This is a genomic window from Pseudomonas sp. PGPR N4, from assembly GCF_059693665.1.
Genome location: NZ_JCAUKV010000002.1, coordinates 204,890 through 225,226, shown reverse-complemented (window position 1 = coordinate 225,226; position 20,337 = coordinate 204,890). Strand labels below are relative to the sequence as shown.

Below are 20,337 nucleotides of genomic sequence, written 5' to 3'. Positions count from 1 at the left end.
TGTTACAGAGTCAGGGTCATCGCTTTGACCAGTGCGCCCGGCAAATGACTCGATCCGGTTTGCCGTTGGCCGTAGGTGCTGGTCGAAAGGATCAGCTCACGCTCGGCGGTCAAGGCTTCGAGCTGCTGGCCGAGCAGGTTGTACAGGGTGTCGTCGAAGCGCATGGTGCTGACCGGCCCCTGAATCTCGCCGTTCTCGACCCAGAAGGTGGCAAAGCGGGTCAGGCCGGTCATCCGTGCTGCTGGCAGGTCAGAGTAGTTCAGGTACCACAGGTTGCTGATGTACAGGCCGGTGCCCAGGCGCTGGAGGATGTCGGCGGTGGCCAACTTGCCCGGTGCCAGGCTCAGCGCGCAGGGCGACTCGTAGCTGTCGGCGCCGTTGGCGGCCAGCTTGAACTCCGCTGCGCTGCGGGCACTGACCAGGCGCTGCAGGCCGCGACCCTCGGCGATCAGTTGCAGGTCCTGGCGCTGCGAACCTTCGTCGGAAAACGCCGGGCTCAACGAGCCACTGACCTGCTCGCTGATACTCACCAGCGGGCTCAATTGCGCATCGCCGCTGTACAGCCGCTGCAAGGCGCTGTTGCCGGTGGCCAGTGCCTGCGCGGAAAAACCGCCCCAGCAGAGCATGCCGGCGATTTCATCCATGGCCGCTGGCGCCAGGTAAGCGCGATAGCTGCCGGGCTTGAGCAGCACCCCAGGCAGGCCCAGATAGGCCAGTTGCTCGCGGGCCAGGCGCAAACGCTCGACAAAGGCAGCAGCGTCCCAGCTCTGGCCGGCATAGTTGGCTTTGACTGCCTCGCCGTTGGCGTGGAACAGGCTCCAGTCGAAGTTGAAACTGACCGCTTCATGCCAGCCAAACGCCCCGAACGAACTGGCAAAGCCGCGGCAGATCGGGCCGGCGGCGTAGATGCCGACCAAATCCAGTTCGGCAGCTTCGCGCTCGACCAGCGCCAGCACCTCGGCTGGGTCCGGCAGCGCCTGTTGTTGCAGGCTGTGCGAATGCCAGGCGCTGTCGTCCAGGCTCAGGTACGGGTCGACGGCCAGCAGCGGCAAGGTCTGGCGCAATTGCTTGAGGGCATCGTGCAGGCGCTGCTGGTCAAGCTCGGCATCGCCACACAGGGTGAACTGCTGCTCGGCCTGGCGGCCATTGTCGACCAGCCGCAGTTGGGCGCTGGCCTGGCTGACCACACCGGCCTGGCGCACCTTGGCATGGTTGAAACGAATGAACTGCGACTGCTCGGCGCTGAAACCGAGGGTGAACTGCTCGCCGTCGCGCAGGGCTGCACGCAAGGTTTGCAGCAGCTGCTGGAATTGCTCCTGGGGTGTGGCGCGCATCAGGCGTCTCCTCCGAATACATCGATCTGGCTGAACACACAGGCCGGCGACGCATGGCCGACCCGCACCACCTGATTGGGCTCGCCCTTGCCGCAGTTGGGGGTGCCGAGTACCTCGAAAGTGCTGCGGTCGCCGACTGCCGACAGGTCGCGCCAGAATTGCGCCGAAATACCGCGGTAGTTAGGGTTCTTGACCACGCCCTTGAGTTGGCCGTCTTCGATCAGCTGGCCCCACTCGCAGCCAAACTGAAACTTGTTGCGCGCATCGTCAATCGACCACGAGCGGTTGGTGCGCATCAGGATGCCCTGCTCGATACCGCCAATCAGCTGCGCCAGCGACTGCTCGCCGGGTTCGATATTGAGGTTGGCCATGCGGTCGATCGGCGCGCGGTTCCAGCTGCAGGCGCGGCTGTTGGCGACCCCATCAAGCCCGGAGCGGAACTGCGACAGCGCACCCCCGAGCGGGCGTAACAGCTTGCCCTGACGGATCAGGAACTGCTTGCTGGCGGCCGTGCCGTCATCGTCGTGGCTGTAGCTGGCCAGCTCTTCGGCGATGGTCGGGTCGAAGGTCACATTGAGTAGGCTCGAGCCATATTGCAGCTCGCCGAAGTCGCTGGCTTTGACGAAACTGGTACCGGCGTAGTTGCGCTCGTCGCCCAGAATTCGGTCCATCTCCAGCGGGTGGCCGATCGACTCGTGGATCTGCAGCATCATCTGGTCAGGCATCAGCAACAGGTCGCGCTTGCCGCTCGGCGTGTTGGGCGCCAGCAACAGTTGCAAGGCCTGATCGGCAACCTGCGTCGCGGCACCGATCAGACCGCAGCGCTCGATGATCTCGAAACCGCCCTGCTGGCCAAAATTGTCCCGGCCCAGGCTGCGGCTCTGGCTGTCCTGGCCGTCGCTGGCAGTGACGCCCATGCCCGGGAACAAAAAGCGCTGGGCGTGGCGCAGTTCGGCGCCGGCCGAGTTCAAGTAGGTCTGCTCGACTTCGCTGATACCCAGGCTCGCCTGCCAATCGACCAGGCGGTCATCCGTCGGCACGCTGGCCGATTCGGCGGCGAGCAGGCCCAGGCAATCGGCCAGGTTCGGCAGCGGCTGAATGAAGTTGGGGGAGACATGGTCATGGCGCTCGCTCGGCACCGCTTGCGTGCTCAAGTCCAGCAGGCTGTGCCGGGCGATCTGCCGGGCCAGCGCTTCGGCCTGCTCCAGCGCCCGTTGCAAGCCGCTTTGCGAAAGATCGGCGGTGGCCGCATAGGCCTCGACACCGTTGATGCGCACGGTGAGCATGGCGCCTTCGTCCTGATTGAAGAACGGTGGCTGGGCAACATTGCGGCGCACCGCCAGGCCTTGATAGGACTGCTTGACGTGGCGCAGCGAAAACACCTCGGCCGTACTGCGCAGCGAGGCAAAGCGCTGGCGCAGCAGGGCGCTGGAATCGAACATGGGCAGAACTCCGTGAACGCGGCGGCTCCCCCTAGAACCACCCTTCGTGCATGCTCAGGCAAGTGTCATCGCGGGCCTCGAGCAGTGCCAGCTCAGTATGGCAGCCCGGTACTTCCCAAGTCAGGAAATAACGCGCCGCCTGCAACTTGCCACGATAGAAGTGGTGGTCGGCCGCCGCGCCGTTGACCAGCCCGCGCTCGGCATGCAGCGCCTGCTCCAGCCAGCGCCAGCCAATCACGCAATGGCCAAATACCTTGAGGTACAGCGCCGAGTTGGCCAGCGCAGTGCTGACCTTGCCCGCCGCCATATCGCCAAGCAGCGCCAAGGTCACCGCCTGCAGCCGATTGACCAGTTGCTCAAGCGGCTGGCGCAGGTCATCGAGGGCAGGGTGATGGCTGGCGCGCTCGGCCGTTGCGGCGATCAGGCGGATCAACTGCTTGAGCCCGGCGCCGCCATTGTGCGCCAGCTTGCGGCCGAGCAGGTCGAGCGACTGGATGCCGTGGGTGCCTTCATGGATCGGGTTCAGGCGGTTGTCGCGGTAATACTGCTCGACCGGATACTCGCGGGTGTAGCCGTGACCGCCGAGGATCTGGATCGCCAGCTCGTTGGCCTTGAGGCAGAACTCCGAGGGCCACGACTTGACGATCGGCGTCAGCAGGTCGAGCAATGCCTGGGCCTGCTGGCGCTCGCTGTCGCTGGGCGCGGTGTGGGTATCGTCGAACAGCCGCGCTGCATACAGGCCCAGATCGAACGCACCTTCGACATAGGCCTTCTGCGTCAGCAACATACGCTTCACGTCACTGTGAGCGATGATCGGCACTGCCGCGCTGAGCGGATCCTTGTTGTCCGGCAAACGCCCCTGTGGCCGCTGGCGCGCGTACTCCAGCGAGTACAGGTAGCCGGCATAGCCGAGCATCACCGCACCCATGCCGACGCCGATCCGCGCCTCGTTCATCATCTGGAACATGCAGGCCAGGCCCTGGTGCGGCTGGCCCAGCAAATAGCCCACGCAGTTGCCCTGGTCGCCAAAGTTAAGCGCCGTCGAGGTGGTGCCGCGCCAGCCCATCTTGTGGAACAGCCCGGCCAGCAGCACATCGTTGCGCGGGCCCAGGCTGCCATCGGCATTGGCCAGGTACTTGGGCACGATAAACAGCGAAATGCCCTTCACCCCGGCGGGCGCGTCCGGCAGCTTCGCCAGCACCAGATGGACGATGTTCTCGGACAGCTGATGGTCGCCGCCGGAGATGAAGATCTTGTTGCCCTTGATCCGGTAACTGCCATCGCCAGCCGGTTCGGCGCGGGTGCGGATATCCGCCAGTGACGAGCCAGCATGGGGTTCGGTCAGGGCCATGGTGCCGAAGTAGCGCCCCTCGATCATCGGCTGCAGGAACAAGCGCTTCTGCTCATCGCTGCCGAAACTCTCGATCAGGTTGGCGGCGCCCATGGTCAGAAACGGGTAGGCCGTAGTGCCCGCGTTGGCTGCCTGGAAGTGCGCGAAACAGGCTTGCGAGAGCAGGCTCGGCAACTGCATGCCACCGACCTCGAAATCGCGGTTGGCATTGAGGAAACCCGCCTGCAAAAAGGCATCGACCGCGGGCTTCACCTCGGCAATCAACTCGGCCCGGCCATCGACGTAGCGCGGTTCATTTTCATCGGCCTTGCGGTTGTGCCCGGCGAAGTACTTGTCGGCGATGGTGCGCGCAGTGGCCAACGCCGCATCGAAGGTTTCCCGGCTGTGCTCGGCGAAGCGCGGGCGCTGGGTCAGGGCCTCGGCGTCGAGTACTTCGTAGAGCTCGAAAGCCAGGTTGCGGGAGCTGAGCAGGGTTTCGGACATGCTGGCGGGTCCAGTGGTGAGGGGCTTAAGGCGAGTCTAGGAACGAGGAGTGGGTGAGGCCAGCATCATTGATTGAGGTGATGGTGTGGGGGAGGGGTGGCGAATTGCGGCCACTAAGTGCATGTCACGGGCTTCTGGAGCGGCCTTGTGTCGCGATGCGCCGCGCGGGCGGCGCTGGATCTTGAGAGCGCTCCCCGCAGTCCCCATTTCCTCGAAGGGCTTCACATGACTTGAGCGCGCTGGCCAAGGCGCTGATGGATGATGCCGAGTTGGGGATGCGGCGGTGATTGCGCTGCGGTGCGCCAACGGCCGGCTATTGGACGTAGTTTGGTGTAACTGCTGCTGATGTCGGGGCCGCTTCGCGGCCCTTTCGCGACACAAGGCCGCTCCTACAGGGATCGCGTCCAGTCGGCATAGGCGCGCCAGACGCCTCGCCCGCCGCCATGCGCGGTACTGTAGGAGCAGCCCCAATACAGGCGACGCCGACCTGGAATCAGGCGATGCAAGTGGCAGCAAGTTGTATCTGAAAGTCATAAAAAAGGAGAGCCGAAGCTCTCCTTTTTGGTTACTGCCGTGTCGGTGTCAGCCGATCGTCATCAAGCTCGCGTTACCCCCCGCCGCAGCGGTGTTGACGCTCACTGCGCGCTCGATCACCAAACGCTCCAGGGCAATCTGCTGATCGCCGCTGGACAGCCCGTGCACACCGACAATCGCCCCGGCGCGCTTGGCTACCTGCTCGCACACGGCGCGCAGTTGGTCCGAGTGGCCGTGGTGGATAACAGCATCGAACGCTACTTCATCCTTGGTCCAGTCGGCCACCAGCTTGACCTTGCCTTGCAGCTCTTTAGGCAGGCGCGCACGCAGGCTCTTGGCCGGCTCGCCGTCGACGCATACCGCCGAGCTGCCTACGGCCAGTACCGCAGCCAATTGAGCCAGCAGGTCAGCTTCATTGTCTGCCAGGCACAGCACATGCTCGCGCGGCAGGATGGTGTAGCTGTTGCGCTCGCCGGTCGGGCCCGGCAGCAGGCGGGTGATGCCGCTCTGTGATTGCTCTGCGAACTGCTCGCAGAGGCTGGCCAGGTCGCTCAGCTGGTTGCTTTCGGCCCAGGCTTTAAGGCTGTGCAGCGGCTTGATCAGTTGCTCGCGCAGGACGCTGTCGACCTTGCTGGCAGCATCGGCCTCCTTGAACTGGCGAGCCACGGCGTCGACCGGGCGGGTTGAGAGCAGGCGGTACAGGTACAGCGGGCCGCCGGCTTTCGGGCCGGTGCCGGACAGGCCTTCACCACCGAACGGCTGCACGCCGACCACGGCACCGACGATGTTGCGGTTGACGTACATGTTGCCGGCGTTGACGGTATCCACAACCTTGGCGATGGTTTCGTCGATGCGGGTGTGTACGCCCAGGGTCAGGCCGTAGCCGGAGGCGTTGATCTGCTCGAGCAACTGGTCGAGATTGCGGCGGTTGTAGCGCACTACGTGCAGTACCGGGCCGAAGATCTCGCGCTTGAGTTCGTCGAAGCTATCCAGCTCGATCAAGGTCGGCATGACGAAGGTACCGCGTTTGCACTCGGCAGCATCGGCGATGGCCACCTGATACACGGCGCGGCCTTTTTCACGCATGGCCTGGATGTGCTTCTCGATGCCAGCCTTGGCTTCGGCGTCGATTACCGGGCCGATGTCCACCGAGAGTCGTTCCGGGTTGCCCTGGCGGTTTTGCGCCATGGCGCCCTTGAGCATTTCAATGACGCGGTCGGCGGAGTCCTCCTGCAGGCACAGGACGCGCAGGGCCGAGCAACGTTGGCCGGCGCTGTCGAACGCCGAGGAAACCACGTCGATCACCACTTGCTCGGTCAAGGCCGACGAGTCGACGATCATCGCGTTCTGCCCGCCGGTTTCGGCGATCAGCGGGATCGGCCGGCCTTGAGCGTCGAGGCGGCCAGCGATATTGCGTTGCAGCAGGCGGGCGACTTCAGTCGAGCCAGTGAACATCACACCTTTGACCCGCTCGTCACCGACCAGACCGGCGCCGACCGTTTCACCGCGGCCTGGCAGCAGTTGCAGCACACCTTCAGGGATGCCGGCTTCAAGCATCAAGCGCACCGCTTGCGCAGCGATAAGCGGAGTTTGCTCGGCAGGCTTGGCCAGCACAGGGTTACCGGCAGCCAAGGCCGCGGCAACCTGGCCGCTGAAGATCGCCAGCGGGAAGTTCCACGGGCTGATGCACACCACCGGGCCCAGTGGGCGGTGGGCGTCGTTGCTGAAGTTGTTGCGGGCCTGTACTGCGTAGTAACGCAGGAAGTCCACCGCTTCGCGGACTTCGGCAATGGCGTTGGCGTAGGTCTTGCCGGCCTCACGCACCAGCAGGCCCATCAACGGCTGGATCTCGGCCTCCATCAGGTCGGCGCTGCGCTCGAGGATCGCTGCACGCTCGGCTGGCGGGGTCGCTTGCCAGATCGGCGCAGCGTTCAGCGCGCACTGGATGGCGTTGTCGACATCAATGACGGTGGCTTCCTGCACATGACCGACGACGTCGCGATGATCGGACGGGTTGATCACGGCTGCCGCCACTTCCTGGCTGCTGGCGCAACCCAGCATTGGTGCGGCTTTCCACTCGGTGTGAGCGGTTGCCAGCAACGCGCAGGACAGCGACGCCAGGCGATGTTCGTTGGCCAGGTCGATACCGGCCGAGTTGGCCCGCTCGCTGCCATACAGGTCACGCGGCAGCGGGATGCGCGGGTGCGGCAGGCCGATGCTGCCTTCCTGGGCCGCCATTTGCTCGATATTGGCGACCGGGTCGGAGACCAGCTCTTGAATCGAAATCGAGTGGTCGGCAATACGGTTGACGAACGAGGTGTTGGCGCCGTTTTCCAGCAGGCGTCGCACCAGATAGGCCAGCAGCGTCTCGTGGGTACCGACCGGGGCATACACCCGGCACGGACGGTTCAGCTTGCCATCGGCAACTTTGCCCACCACTTGCTCGTAGAGCGGCTCGCCCATGCCGTGCAGGCACTGGAACTCGTACTGGCCCGGGTAGTAGTTCTGCCCGGCAATGTGATAGATGGCCGACAGGGTGTGGGCGTTGTGGGTAGCGAACTGCGGGTAGATGGCTTCTGGCACCGACAGCAGCTTGCGTGCGCAGGCGATGTAGGAAACGTCGGTGTACACCTTGCGGGTGTAGACCGGATAGCCTTCCAGACCTTCGACCTGGGCGCGCTTGATTTCGCTGTCCCAGTAGGCGCCCTTGACCAGGCGGATCATCAAGCGATGGCGGCTGCGCTTGGCCAGGTCGATGACCGAGTCGATCACGTACGGGCAACGCTTCTGATAAGCCTGGATGACAAAGCCGATACCGTTCCAGCCAGTCAGCGATGGCTCGAAGCACAGGCGCTCGAGCAGGTCCAGCGACAGCTCGAGGCGGTCGGCTTCTTCGGCGTCGATGTTAAGGCCGATGTCGTACTGCTTGGCCAGCAAGGTCAGCGACAGCAGGCGCGGGTACAGCTCGTCCATCACCCGCTCGTATTGCGCGCGGCTGTAGCGAGGGTGCAGGGCGGAAAGCTTGATCGAGATGCCCGGGCCTTCATAGATGCCGCGGCCATGGGAGGCCTTGCCGATCGAGTGGATCGCCTGCTCGTAGGAGGCCAGGTACTTCTGTGCGTCATGCTCGGTGAGTGCGGCTTCACCGAGCATGTCGTAGGAATAACGGAAGCCTTTGGACTCGAAGCGGCTAGCGTTGGCCAGGGCTTCGGCGATGGTTTCGCCGGTGACGAACTGCTCGCCCATCAGGCGCATGGCCATGTCGACGCCCTTGCGGATCATCGGCTCGCCACTTTTGCCGATGATGCGCGTCAGCGACGAAGTCAGGCCGGATTCGTTGTGGGTCGAGACCAGCTTGCCGGTCAGCAGCAGGCCCCAGGTTGCTGCGTTGACGAACAGCGACGGGCTGTTGCCCAGGTGCGGGTGCCAGTTGCCGGTGCTGATCTTGTCGCGGATCAGCGCGTCGCGGGTGCCTTTGTCGGGGATGCGCAGCAGGGCTTCGGCCAGGCACATGAGTGCAACGCCTTCCTGCGACGACAGCGAAAACTCCTGCAGCAGGCCCTGAACGATACCGGCACGACCGCTGGCGCTCTTCTGGTTACGCAGCTTCTCGGCGATGCCCGAGGCGAGCTTGTTGGTGGCTTCGGCCTGGGCAGTGGTCAGGCGCGCCTGCTCCAGCAGCATCGGCACCATTTCCTGCTCGGGGCGACGGTAGGCCGAAGTGATGGCAGCACGCAGTACTGATTGCGGCAGGATGCTTTCAGCGAACTCGAGGAAGCATTGATGGCTATGCTCAGGCTGTACCTCGCCGGCGTCGTCACTGAGGTTGGCACCATGGCCATTGATTTCGTGCAGGGTCGCGCCACCCTCGAGCTTCTCCAGGTAATTGAAGATAGCCTGCTTGATCAACCAATGCGGCGTGCGGTCAATCGACTGCGCAGCTGCCTTGAGTCGCTCACGGGTAGGGTCATCGAGTTTGACCCCAAGGGTGGTCGTCGCCATTTCTTATCCTCATTATTGCCACTTGCTGTGGCTTTAGCTGAGGCCAAGATTAGCGCTAGCCCATTGCGGGTGCAACCTGGTGCAACCCGTTTTTTTATAGTTTGAGGTGCAACTCGTCTGGCGCGTGGTTTCAGGTCGTCGCGCTGCTCGATTGTGGTGCGTTTTCCTTTGATAAACGCGGCGTTTGCGACAAAAGTGTCTAAAAGCGACGTTTTCTGTGTAAACGCATTTCAGGGTGCAACTGGCAAATGAAAAATGGTTGCACCCGGTTCATGTTGTTGCATAGCATGCGCCGCCTGGGTGCAACCGCTTTGTCGGCAGGTTGCATGAAATAAAAACAAACGCCAGGGCACAACCATGGGCAATCCTCTGACGATCACCTTCGTGGTCTACATCGCAGCAATGGTACTGATCGGCTTCGCCGCCTATCGCTCCACCAACAACCTTTCCGATTACATTCTCGGCGGACGTAGCCTCGGTAGCGTTGTCACCGCGCTGTCCGCAGGTGCCTCCGACATGAGCGGCTGGCTGTTGATGGGCCTGCCAGGCGCCATCTACATGTCCGGCTTGTCCGAAGCCTGGATCGCCATCGGCCTGACCGTTGGTGCCTACCTGAACTGGCTGTTCGTGGCCGGCCGTCTGCGTGTGCAGACCGAGCACAACGGCGACGCGCTGACCCTGCCGGACTACTTCGCCAGCCGCTTTGAAGACAAGAGCGGCCTGCTGCGGATCATCTCCGCGATCGTCATCCTGGTGTTCTTCACCATCTACTGTGCCTCCGGCATTGTGGCTGGTGCTCGCCTGTTCGAAAGCACCTTCGGCATGTCGTACGAAACCGCGCTGTGGGCCGGCGCTGCTGCGACCATCGCCTACACCTTCGTCGGTGGTTTCCTGGCAGTGAGCTGGACCGACACCGTGCAGGCCTCGCTGATGATCTTCGCGCTGATCCTGACGCCGATCATCGTGCTGATCTCGACGGGCGGCTTCGACACCACCTTCCTCGCCATCGAAGCGCAGAACCCGGCCAACTTCGACATGTTCAAAGGGGCGACCTTCATCGGCATCATCTCGCTGATGGGCTGGGGCCTGGGCTACTTCGGCCAGCCGCACATCCTCGCGCGGTTCATGGCTGCCGAGTCGGTCAAGTCGATCGCCAATGCTCGTCGCATCTCGATGACCTGGATGATCCTGTGCCTGGCTGGTACTTGCGCCGTGGGCTTCTTCGGTATCGCCTACTTCTCGGCCAACCCTGAACTGGCTGGCCCGGTTACCGAGAACCACGAGCGTGTGTTCATCGAGCTGGCGAAGATCCTGTTCAACCCGTGGATCGCCGGTGTGCTGCTGTCGGCCATTCTGGCGGCGGTGATGAGCACTCTGAGCTGCCAGCTGCTGGTCTGCTCCAGCGCCCTGACCGAAGACTTCTACAAGACTTTCCTGCGTAAAAACGCTTCCCAGGTCGAGCTGGTCTGGGTCGGCCGGATGATGGTCCTGGCCGTGGCACTGATCGCCATCGCCCTGGCAGCCAACCCGGAAAACCGCGTGCTTGGTCTGGTGGCGTACGCCTGGGCTGGCTTCGGTGCTGCGTTTGGTCCGGTAGTCCTGCTGTCGGTACTGTGGAAGGGCATGACCCGCAACGGCGCGCTGAGCGGTATCGTAGTTGGCGCACTGACCGTGATCTTCTGGAAGCAGCTGGACACCGGCCTGTACGAAATCATCCCGGGCTTCCTGTTTGCCACCATCGCCATCGTGCTGGTGAGCAAGCTGGGCGCACCGACCTCGAGCATGGTTTCGCGCTTCGAGAAGGCTGACGAGGCTTATCACATCGGTAAGTAATGTTGCCCTGACCGCTGTATGAAAAAGCCCGCGCCTGTTTAGGTGCGGGCTTTTTCTTGCCCGCTGCAAGGCAGGCCTGCAGTCGCCTGGCGCATACGCAGGCCTGACGGCTCCAGCCTGACAAGGTAAACTTGCCGCCTGCGCAGGAGTTGCCATGAACTATCGTCACGCCTTCCACGCCGGCAACCATGCCGACGTCTTCAAACACATCGTGCTGACCCGCCTCATCGCCTTGATGTCGCGCAAGGAGCAGCCGTTCGCTTACATCGATACCCACGCCGGCCTCGGTCTGTACGACCTGCACGGCGACCAGGCGAGCCGTACCGGTGAGTACCTGGAGGGCGTTGCCCGGCTGTGGGGCCGTGACGATCTGCCAGGGATCACCGCCGACTACCTGCGCGTGATCAAGCGCCTGAATTCAGAAGGTGAGCTGCGCTATTACCCGGGCTCGCCCGAGTTGGCGCGCCGGCTGATGCGTCAGCAGGACCGTGCGCTGTTCAACGAAAAGCACCCGGAAGACGGCCCATTGCTGCGCGAGAACATGAAAAAGGACCCGCGCGTCACCGTTCATCTGGGTGAAGGCTGGCATGTGCCGCGGGCGCTGCTGCCTGTGCAGGAAAAGCGCGCGATCATGCTCATCGATCCGCCGTTCGAGCAGGCCGACGAGCTCAAGCGCTGCACCGTTGCAGTCAAGGAAGCGATCGGGCGCATGCGCCAGACGGTGGCGGTGATCTGGTACCCGATCAAGGACCAGCGCTTGCTGACTCGCTACTATCAGGACCTGACCAGCACCGGCGCGCCGAAGCTGCTGCGCGCCGAGCTGTATGTGCATCATCAGGACAGCCCGCAGGGTCTGAACGGTTCCGGCCTGGCGATTGCCAACCCGCCATGGGGTCTGGAAGAAGAGCTGCGCGAGTTGCTGCCGCTGCTGGCCAAAGAGCTCGCCCAGACTGACGGTAGCTGGCGCCTCGATTGGCTGATTGCGGAATAATCCGATCCTGTCTCGCCGCCCCGGGCCCGCTCCACACAGGGGCGGTGCGCGATGGAGCTTTGCGTTATAATCCCGCCCTTTAGCCGCCGTCCGCCCGTGAGGCCGACCGCGCATCTCTACCGAATGAAGAGGCTAGACCCTTGGCATTGACGATTCTTGGCCTGTCCGGCGCCCTTAGCCATGACCCTTCCGCGGCCCTGTACATCGACGGCAAGCTGATTGCCGCCGCCGAAGAAGAGCGCTTCGTGCGTGACAAGCATGCGAAGAACCGCATGCCCTACGAATCGGCGAAGTTCTGCCTGGAGCAGGCCGGCATCAAGCCGTCGGACGTCGATGTGGTCGCCATACCCTTCGCCCCGATCAGCCTGTTCGGCAAGGCCCGCTGGCACTATGCCAAACGCTACTGGTATGCCCCGGACCGCGCCCTCGACGCGCTGCTGATGGGTAACCGTCGCTACAAGCGCTATCGCAACAAGATCGTCTGGTGCCTCGAGCAACTGGGCTTCGATCCGAAAAAGATCAAGATCGAGCCGGTCGAGCACCACCTGGCGCACGCCTCCAGTGCTTACCACTGCTCGGGCTTTAAAGAAAAAACCGCGATCCTCGGCATCGATGGCAAGGGCGAATACGCCACGACCTTCTTTGGCTACGGTGAAAACGGCAAGATCCACAAGATCAAGGAGTTCTTCGATCCGGACTCGCTCGGCGGCCTGTATGGCGCGATCACCGAGTTCCTCGGCTTCGAAATGCTCGACGGCGAGTTCAAGGTCATGGGCATGGCGCCATACGGCGATGCCAGCAAATATGACTTCTCGCGCCTGGCCAGCTTTGAAAACGGCGAGCTGGTGATCAACACCGAGTACGCCAACGTCATCGGCCTGCGTCGCTATAAAGAAAAGGGCAAGGGCTTCTACTTCTCGCCAAAACTGATCGAGTGGCTGGGTCCCAAGCGCGAAGGCGATATCGCCGACGAGCCGTACATCCACTACGCGGCGAGCATGCAGGCGCTGTTCGAGAAGCTTGCGCTGCAGATGATCGACCATTACCTGGGCGACATCCTCAAGCAGACCGGCAAGCTGGCCTTCGCTGGCGGTTGCGCGCTGAACGTCAAGCTCAACCAGAAGATCATCGCCCGCCCGGACGTCAAGGAGCTGTTCGTGCAGCCGGCCTCCGGTGACGCCGGTACTGCGGTCGGCGCTGCTGCCTACGTGTCGCACGCCCGTGGCGTCCCGGTCGAGAAGATGGAACACGTCTACCTCGGCCCGTCGTATTCCAACGAGGACGTGATTGCCGCCTGCGCTCGCCATCCGAGCCAGCCGCAGTGGCGCAAGCTGGACAACATGCCCGAGCAGATCGCCAAGATCATGGTCGATGGCAACCCGGTGGCCTGGTTCCAGGGCCGCATGGAGTTTGGCCCGCGCGCGCTCGGTGGCCGTTCGATCATCGGCTGCCCAAGCGTTGCCGGGGTTGCCGACCGGATCAACCACCAGATCAAGTTCCGCGAGCGCTGGAGGCCTTTCTGCCCGTCGATGCTCGACACCGTTGCGCCGCAGATGATCAAGATCGATCACCCTGCGCCGTTCATGACCTTCACCTTCGAAGTGTCGGATGAATGGAAAACCCGTGTACCGGAAGTGGTCCACGAGGACGGCACTTCGCGTGCCCAGGTGCTCAAGCGCGAATACAACCCGCGCTACTACGACATGATGAAAGCGCTGGAAGACCTGACCGGCAACGGCGTGTCGCTGAACACCTCGCTGAACCGTCGTGGCGAACCGATGATCTGCTCGCCGACCGACGCCTTGAACATGTTCTTCGGCTCGGACCTGCAGTACCTGATCATGGAAGACATCCTGGTCGTGAAGGATGGCGCTGCGCCTTATGACCAGCCGCTCTGAACCGCGCATTCTGCAGTTCTGCCATGGTTATGACGGGCCGTTTCTCGACTGCGCCCGTCAGTACGCCAGCCTGTTTCAGGGGCGCGGTTATCAGGTCACCACGGTGTTTCTCACCGGCGAGGCCGATCCGCAGGTAGCCGCGGGCTGTGCTTCGGACGAAGTGCTGTTTCTCGAATTCAGCTCCAAGGCCGTGCGCGGCCTGAAGCTGGGGGCGATACGTGCGCTGCGGCGGATCGCTGCCGAGCGCAACTTTGCCCTGTGCATCGCCCACCGCTTCAAGCCGATCTATGTCGCCTTGCTCGGCACCGATCTGCCGGTGATCGGCGTGCACCACGCGTTCGGCGACTATCAGCGCAACAGCCGCCGGCTTTTCGCCAATCTGTTCCGCCAGCGCCTGAGCTTGCTCGGCGTGTCCGACGCGGTGCGTGACGATATGCGCCGCTGCCTGACGCAGTGGCCGGCCGAACGTATTCAAACCCTGTACAACCGCATCGACGTCGATGCACTGCAGGCCAGCCTGGTGCCGGCTGAAGAAGCCCGGCGGGTGCTTGGCCTCGATCCGCAGGCGTGGATTGTCGGCAATGTTGGCCGTCTGCACCCGGACAAAGACCAGGCGACCTTGCTCAAAGGATTTGCCCAGGCGCTGCCGAATCTGCCTGCCGGTGCTCGCCTGGCGATCCTCGGCACTGGCCGCCTGGAGCCACAGCTCAAGGCCCTGGCGGTCGAGCTGGGTATTGCTGCTCAGGTCGACTTTCTTGGCCTGGTGGCGGATGCGCGGCGCTACTTCAAGGCGTTCGATGTATTTGCGCTGAGCTCGGACCACGAGCCGTTCGGCATGGTCCTGCTGGAGGCTATGGTCGCCGGCGTTCCGGTATTGGCCACGGCCTGTGGCGGTGCCCGCGAAGTGGTCGAGGGCGTTGGCATGCTGTTCCCGCTGGGCGATGCCGGGCAGTTGGCCCAGGGCCTGGAACATATGGCCAGGCTGGACGACCAGCAGCGTCAGGCGTGTGCCGAGCACATGCTGCAACGCTTGCGCGAGCGCTTCAGTGACCAGGCCGTCGCCGAGACCTTCTGGCAGTTGCCGCAAGCACAGGCGTTGGCGGTGCAGCCGTGATCTTCAACCGCATCCCGGCTGTGCGCGAGCGCGGCTGGAAAGTCATCGATGCCGCCGCCTATGCCGAGACCTGGCAGCGCTTCGGCGGCAGCGTCGCGACCCATCCGCGGGTGCTCGAACAGTTGGCTGAGCTTGCGCAGATCCCGGTCCGCTATCTGGGGTGGGAGCAGGGCGGTGATTTACAGGCGGCCATTCCGACCTGGGGGCGCCACCTGGCATTGTCCAAGGACGTGCTCAAGCGTCACGGCAAAAAGGGTCTGTTCGACCTGGGCAATGCCGAACTGATTCTGCCGGCGTCCAGCACTGCCGAGGCGCCGCTGCGGCACGCCGGGCGCTACCTGTCAGAGCTCAACCACGGGCGCTTCAGCGGCCTGCAGGCGCAAGCTGAACAGTTGGCCATGGCCCGCGCGCCGGAAGACCTGTCGAAGAAGTTTCGCTACAACCAGCGCCGTGAACTGCGCCTGTTGGAAGAAGCCGGCGGGCAGGTGCAGCCGATCAGCGATTTTACCTCGGCGCAGATCGCCAGCATGTATTGCGACCTGTTCCAGCGCCGCTGGGGCTTCGCCGCCACCGGCGCGCAGCATATGCCTGAAGTGCTCGAGCGCCTGCGCGAGCTGTTGATCGGTTCGGTGGTATTGCTTGAAGGTGCACCGATTGCCATCCAGCTGATCTACCGTGTCGAGGCCCCGGAGTGGGTCAGCGTCGAGTACGTCAACGGCGGCGTCGACCCCGAGACCAAGGCGTTCAGCCCCGGTAGCGTGCTGAGTTTCCTTAATACCCAGGCCGCCTGGGAAGATGCCCGCGCGCGCAACAAGGCCCTGCGGTTCTCCTTCGGTCGTGCTGACCGGGAGTACAAGGAGCGTTGGTGCACGCCGGTGCCGGTGTATCAGGTCTGACCATGAGCGCACGCAAGCAGCAGTTACTCAATCGTCATCGCAAGCGCAAACGGCTGGTTGTGTTGGTGCTGTTGTGCGTTCTGTTGCTGTCGGGCTTGTGGCTGTGGTGGCTGCCTCCGGTACTCGCGCTGCTGCTGTGGGTCGGCCATGAAGCCTGGTTTTCCGATCACCTGTTCTACGTGGCCGCCAGTGATTACGAGTACGACCTGCAAGGCTGCGCGCGCTACCCGCTGCACAGCCGCGACGGCCTGCTGACGCTGCCTGCCGATTGCGTACTGGATGCCAGCCAGACCCTGCTGCTGCGGGTGCAACTGCGCGCCAGCTTGCTGGGTCGGCTGCTTGACCCTGCCGTTGTCATCGAAGGCGGCAACGCCGACAAGCAAAGCTTCGAGCGCGGCGCCAAGGGCGTGCGCTACCTCAATCTCAGTGGTCAAGAGGCTGCATTGGCAGCTGGGCAACTGCGTTTGCGCGGGCGCCACTGCCGGCTGGCAGCTGAAGTGGAGCTGCTGGTTATCGGCCACGCCGACTACCTTGCCGGCACCCTGATGGTGATCGCGCCGCATGCCGATGATGCCGAGCTGGCGGCCTTTGCAGCGTATGCCCAGGCCGAGCAGAGCTGGATCGTCACCCTGACCGCTGGCGAAATTGAAAATGAGTACTACCGCGACACACTGGCCCTGGACACCGTGCAGGCAGCCCGGCTCAAGGGCGAGCTGCGCAGTTGGGACAGCGTCGCCGTGCCGCGCTGGGCCGGGGTGCCATCGGCGCAGAGTGTGCAACTCGGTTACTTCTGCATGCAATTGAGCGCGATGCAGGCCGATCCACAGGCAGCAGTGGCGTCCCGTGAGGCCGATCTGGTCGACACGCGTCCGTTTCGCCGCTTCAACGAATGCACCCTTCAGAGTGATGCACACGGTCAGCCGACCTGGCAGGCCCTGGTGGCTGACCTGTGCGAGCTGATCGAGCGCGCGCGACCGGACACCGTAGTGCTGCCGCATCCGCAGCTCGACCCGCACCCCGATCATGTCTGCGCCCACGACGCACTGCGCGAGGCGCTGGCCGCGTGCCAGTGGCAGCCGCAGACCCTGTTGCTGTACGCCAACCACCTTCATGACAACGACCGCTGGCCGATGGGCGAGGCGGGTGACGGCGTGGCCCTGCCGCCGTTGTTCGAGGCGCAGCCGGGGATGTGCCCGTGGGCACTGCAAGTCTCGCCTGAGCGACAGAGGCAAAAGGCCATGTCTTTGGCTATGATGCACGACCTGCAGCCGCCGGCGCCGCTCAAAAGGCGGGTTCGGCGCCTGCTGCAACAGTATCTGGCTGGTCGCCGTTGGCCGCTATTTGGTAAAAACGAGTTCTTCCGTAAGGCAGTGCGTCGCCACGAACTGTTTTGGGTCGAGACACTGGTCGACAAGAGTAAACCACAGTGAAAGTCCTGTTTCTGGTCCAGAAAGAGCAGCGCGCCATCCTTGATCGGCTGTATGAAGGCATCGCCGCCAGTTGCGAGTGTGATATCCGCTGGCTGACCGACACCGAACAGGACGACCTGCGCGGTTACTTCAAGCAGCATGTGCAGGTCGAACAGTACGACCGCATCCTGTTCTTCTTGCGCTTCAAAAAGGAGATCCGTCAGGTTCGCTTCATCAGCCAGATACCCAATCTGGTCATCCTTGAGCACGATGCCTACCAGAACTACATCCCCTGCAAGTACACCGGCAAGTTCAGCGCGCATTACCGCCGCCTGCCGTGGGCGCGGGTGATCACCTCTGGTGCGGTGGTCACCCGCCGTCTGCAGGACGAAGGCTTTGACGCGGTGTTCGTGCCCAAGGGCTATGACCAGGCGCTGCTGCGCAACGAGAACCGCGAGCGCGATATCGAACTGGCGTTTGTCGGCAGCCTGCGCAGCGTTGCCTATTCCGGGCGCAAGGCCATGCTCGACTCGTTGGCCGAGGTGGAAAACCTGATCATCACCCGCACCAAGTCCGGCGAAGAGTACAGCCAGACCCTCAGCCGCATTCGCTACTTCGTCAGTGCCGATGTCGGCATGGGCGAGTACATGATCAAGAACTTCGAAGCCATGGCCTGTGGCTGTGTGCTGTTCGCCTACGACCAGGGTGATGAAGAAAACCGCGCCCTGGGCTTTGTCGACATGGACAACATCGTGCTGTACCGCGACCTTGCGCAATTGCGTGAAAAACTCGCGGTGCTGCGTGCCGACAGCGCCCTGGCCGAGCGTATTTCCCGCAATGGCCAGGCACTGGCAGAGCAGCGCTTCAGCTTCCACGCCATCGGCCAGGCGATCGTCGAGGCCATGCGTCCCCCTTTGCGTCAGCGTGACAACCCGGGCCCGTGGCAACGTCTGCGTCGCGCCCTGGGTCTATAACGCCCGACCCTAAACCATCGAGGACAACCATGCTTTTCAGTGAAAGCAGCGAGATCACGCTGATGGTGACCAGTTGCGGTCGGTTCGATCTGCTCAAGCGCACGCTCGAGACTTTCGACCGCTTCAACACCGCGCCCCTCCGCGAGGTGTTCATCACCGAAGACGCCGGCGACGAAGCCGTGCGCGAGTGCATCCCCGAACACTGGCGTGCGCACACGACCTTTATCGTCAACAACCCGAAGCTGGGCCAGTTGCGTTCGGTTGACGCCGCGTACGCGCAGATCAAGACGTTCTGGGTGTTCCACTGTGAAGATGACTGGGCGTTCTACCGCCCGGGCTTCATCGAAGACTCCATGGCCCTGCTTGAGGCCGATCCACAGGCCTTGCAGGTCTGGCTGCGCAGCTTTGCCCATGACCTGCAGGTGCACAGCCCGTATGTGTTCCTGCACGAGCGTCAGGTGCACGCCGGCATCCCGTTCTACCAGCTGGGTTCGAACAAACCGGAATGGCAGGGGTTCTCCTTCAATCCGGGCCTGCGCCGGCTGGCTGATTACCAGGCGCACGCGCCGTATGCCTCGCATTCGGGCGAGAAGAGCCTGTCGCGGCTGTATGCCGACGCCAACCGCTACGCACTGATTCTTGAGAACGACGCTGTATTGCACACCGGTTTCGGTGAGCACGTGGAAATGCCCGAAGAGAAGGTCAAGAAGCTTCGGCGCAAGCGTATGGAGCGCATCAAATTGATGGCTGCGCTCGTTATTGGACTGCTGGTTGGATGGATATTGAAGGATGTTTGAAAAGATAGGCAAGGAGGGCGCAATGAGCAGGCAATACTTTGCTGCAGCACTGATCGTGTTTCTGCTCAGCTATGTGTTGATGACGTCCTCGAAGTGGACCAACAACATTTTTTACGCGTTCGTCGCGTTGCCTGGGCTGGTGTTCCTGATAAAGGAGCGCGGCGCGGGATTGTTTGCAAACAAGCTGGGCTGGGCCTGGGTAGTGTTTCTGCTGTGGTTCCTGGTGCCAGCGGCGGTGGCTGGCGATGGGCAGTTCTACAAGCACATCCTCTATGTGACCTTGTTCGTGTTCATTCTGGGCGGGCTGCTCAATCCGGACTTCTTCCGCTCCGAGGCATTCACCCGAGCCCTGTTCTGGGCGCTGTGCCTGTATATCTATGGCTGTGCGGCCTATGCCTACCAGTCTGGCGAGTTCCGCTTCGGCGCGCGAGTAGGGATCCTGCCCGCGCGGCTTGAGAACGTGATCTATGCCAGCATCTGGTTGTTCTGCGCGCTGGCCCTGGCCATGCCAGCGTGGGTCAAGAACCGCCGCTGGGTGGAAGCCTGTGCTGCCGTAGTGCTATCGGTGGTGGCGGTCAGTTTCGTCTTGCAGACGCGCACTGCACTGGTCGGTGCAGCCTTCCTGTTCGCGGCCTGGGCGTGCTACGCGCTGTGGCGCTTCCCCCGGGTTGCCGGGCCTTGGCTGTTGGCGTGTGGGGTGATGGGGGCGATAGCGCTGTGGCTGGTCAAGGATGCGCAGTGGTTCCATAACCTGTTTGCGCGCGGCGACTCGTATCGCATCGAGTTGTTCCAGATCATGGTCGGCGAGTGGCGCAATTGCGGCTGGCTGCTTGGCTGTGGCGTAGAGTTCCAGACCGACAAGCTGCTCAGCGGCGTGATGCCGATTCAGCATCCGCATAACATCTTTGTCGCGATGGGCTTGTACACCGGTGGCGTTTCGCTGGTGCTGTTCCTGATCGTCATGGCCATGACCCTGATCGAAGCGATTCGCCTGCGCGATCCGTGGGGTATGTACCTGGCGTGCGCGCTGGTGATGCTCAATTTCGATGGCAGCAAGCTGATCGGCAACCCGGATGAGCTTTGGCCGCTGGTGTTGTTGCCGGCAGCGATGGTGTTGGGCAGGGTTGTCCAGCAACAACAGCGTGAGCGCTGGAAGCTTGCGCGATCCCTGTAGGAGCGGCCTTGTGTCGCGAAAGGCCCGCAGAGCGGGCCCGACGGCTTCAGCATCGCCGCTGACTTCGCGGGCCAGCTACGCTGGCCTTTCGCGACACAAGGCCGC

Annotated in this window: 13 protein-coding genes; 9 read left to right on the top strand and 4 right to left on the bottom strand. The window is 63.0% G+C overall.

Annotation, left to right across the window (positions count from 1 at the left end; genetic code table 11):
- Positions 1-2: 2 nt before the first annotated feature.
- The 4 genes from AC58X1_RS10655 to putA all read right to left on the bottom strand — a co-directional run bounded on the left by AC58X1_RS10655 (position 3) and on the right by putA (position 9,146).
- Positions 3-1,334, bottom strand: a complete 1,332-nt coding sequence (locus AC58X1_RS10655; protein ID WP_497428828.1) for a TldD/PmbA family protein — start codon at positions 1,332-1,334, stop codon at positions 3-5.
- On the bottom strand, positions 1,334-2,776 hold the full coding sequence (locus tag AC58X1_RS10650) for a TldD/PmbA family protein (protein WP_497428827.1): 1,443 nt from the start codon (positions 2,774-2,776) through the stop codon (positions 1,334-1,336). Before AC58X1_RS10650 ends, AC58X1_RS10655 begins: the two co-directional genes overlap by 1 nt.
- Before the next feature lie 31 nt (positions 2,777-2,807).
- Entirely contained in the window at positions 2,808-4,610 is a 1,803-nt protein-coding gene (locus AC58X1_RS10645) for an acyl-CoA dehydrogenase (RefSeq protein ID WP_497428826.1), read from the bottom strand.
- 582 nt (positions 4,611-5,192) lie between these two features.
- Positions 5,193-9,146 carry a trifunctional transcriptional regulator/proline dehydrogenase/L-glutamate gamma-semialdehyde dehydrogenase gene (gene putA, locus AC58X1_RS10640; protein ID WP_101315822.1) on the bottom strand — a complete coding sequence of 1,318 codons (3,954 nt, stop codon included), beginning with the start codon at positions 9,144-9,146 and terminating at the stop codon, positions 5,193-5,195.
- Between the two features lie 357 nt (positions 9,147-9,503).
- On the opposite strand from putA, the gene putP reads away from it, so the two are divergent.
- The 9 genes from putP to AC58X1_RS10595 all read left to right on the top strand — a co-directional run bounded on the left by putP (position 9,504) and on the right by AC58X1_RS10595 (position 20,232).
- Positions 9,504-10,979 (top strand): sodium/proline symporter PutP, encoded by a 1,476-nt coding sequence (gene putP / locus AC58X1_RS10635; RefSeq protein ID WP_150571093.1) that lies wholly within the window; start codon positions 9,504-9,506, stop codon positions 10,977-10,979.
- 154 nt (positions 10,980-11,133) lie between these two features.
- Entirely contained in the window at positions 11,134-11,970 is an 837-nt protein-coding gene (locus tag AC58X1_RS10630) for a 23S rRNA (adenine(2030)-N(6))-methyltransferase RlmJ (RefSeq protein ID WP_497428825.1), read from the top strand.
- 140 nt (positions 11,971-12,110) lie between these two features.
- A complete protein-coding gene (locus tag AC58X1_RS10625; RefSeq protein WP_101315830.1) occupies positions 12,111-13,868 on the top strand; it encodes a carbamoyltransferase family protein in 1,758 nt (585 codons plus the stop codon).
- A complete protein-coding gene (locus tag AC58X1_RS10620) occupies positions 13,852-14,982 on the top strand; it encodes a glycosyltransferase (RefSeq protein ID WP_497428824.1) in 1,131 nt (376 codons plus the stop codon). Before AC58X1_RS10625 ends, AC58X1_RS10620 begins: the two co-directional genes overlap by 17 nt.
- Positions 14,982-15,878: an antimicrobial resistance protein Mig-14 gene (locus AC58X1_RS10615; RefSeq protein ID WP_150573091.1), complete on the top strand. Its 897-nt coding sequence runs from the start codon at positions 14,982-14,984 to the stop codon at positions 15,876-15,878. The genes AC58X1_RS10620 and AC58X1_RS10615 overlap by 1 nt, the downstream gene beginning before the upstream one ends.
- Positions 15,879-15,880: 2 nt before the next feature.
- Entirely contained in the window at positions 15,881-17,308 is a 1,428-nt protein-coding gene (locus tag AC58X1_RS10610) for a PIG-L deacetylase family protein (protein WP_220632964.1), read from the top strand.
- Positions 17,305-18,261: a glycosyltransferase family protein gene (locus tag AC58X1_RS10605; protein WP_497428823.1), complete on the top strand. Its 957-nt coding sequence runs from the start codon at positions 17,305-17,307 to the stop codon at positions 18,259-18,261. The genes AC58X1_RS10610 and AC58X1_RS10605 overlap by 4 nt, the downstream gene beginning before the upstream one ends.
- 29 nt (positions 18,262-18,290) lie before the next feature.
- Positions 18,291-19,058, top strand: coding sequence for a glycosyltransferase family 2 protein (locus AC58X1_RS10600; protein WP_497428822.1), 768 nt, complete (start codon positions 18,291-18,293; stop codon positions 19,056-19,058).
- Between the two features lie 22 nt (positions 19,059-19,080).
- A complete protein-coding gene (locus AC58X1_RS10595; RefSeq protein WP_497428821.1) occupies positions 19,081-20,232 on the top strand; it encodes an O-antigen ligase family protein in 1,152 nt (383 codons plus the stop codon).
- The last annotated feature ends 105 nt before the right edge of the window (positions 20,233-20,337 follow it).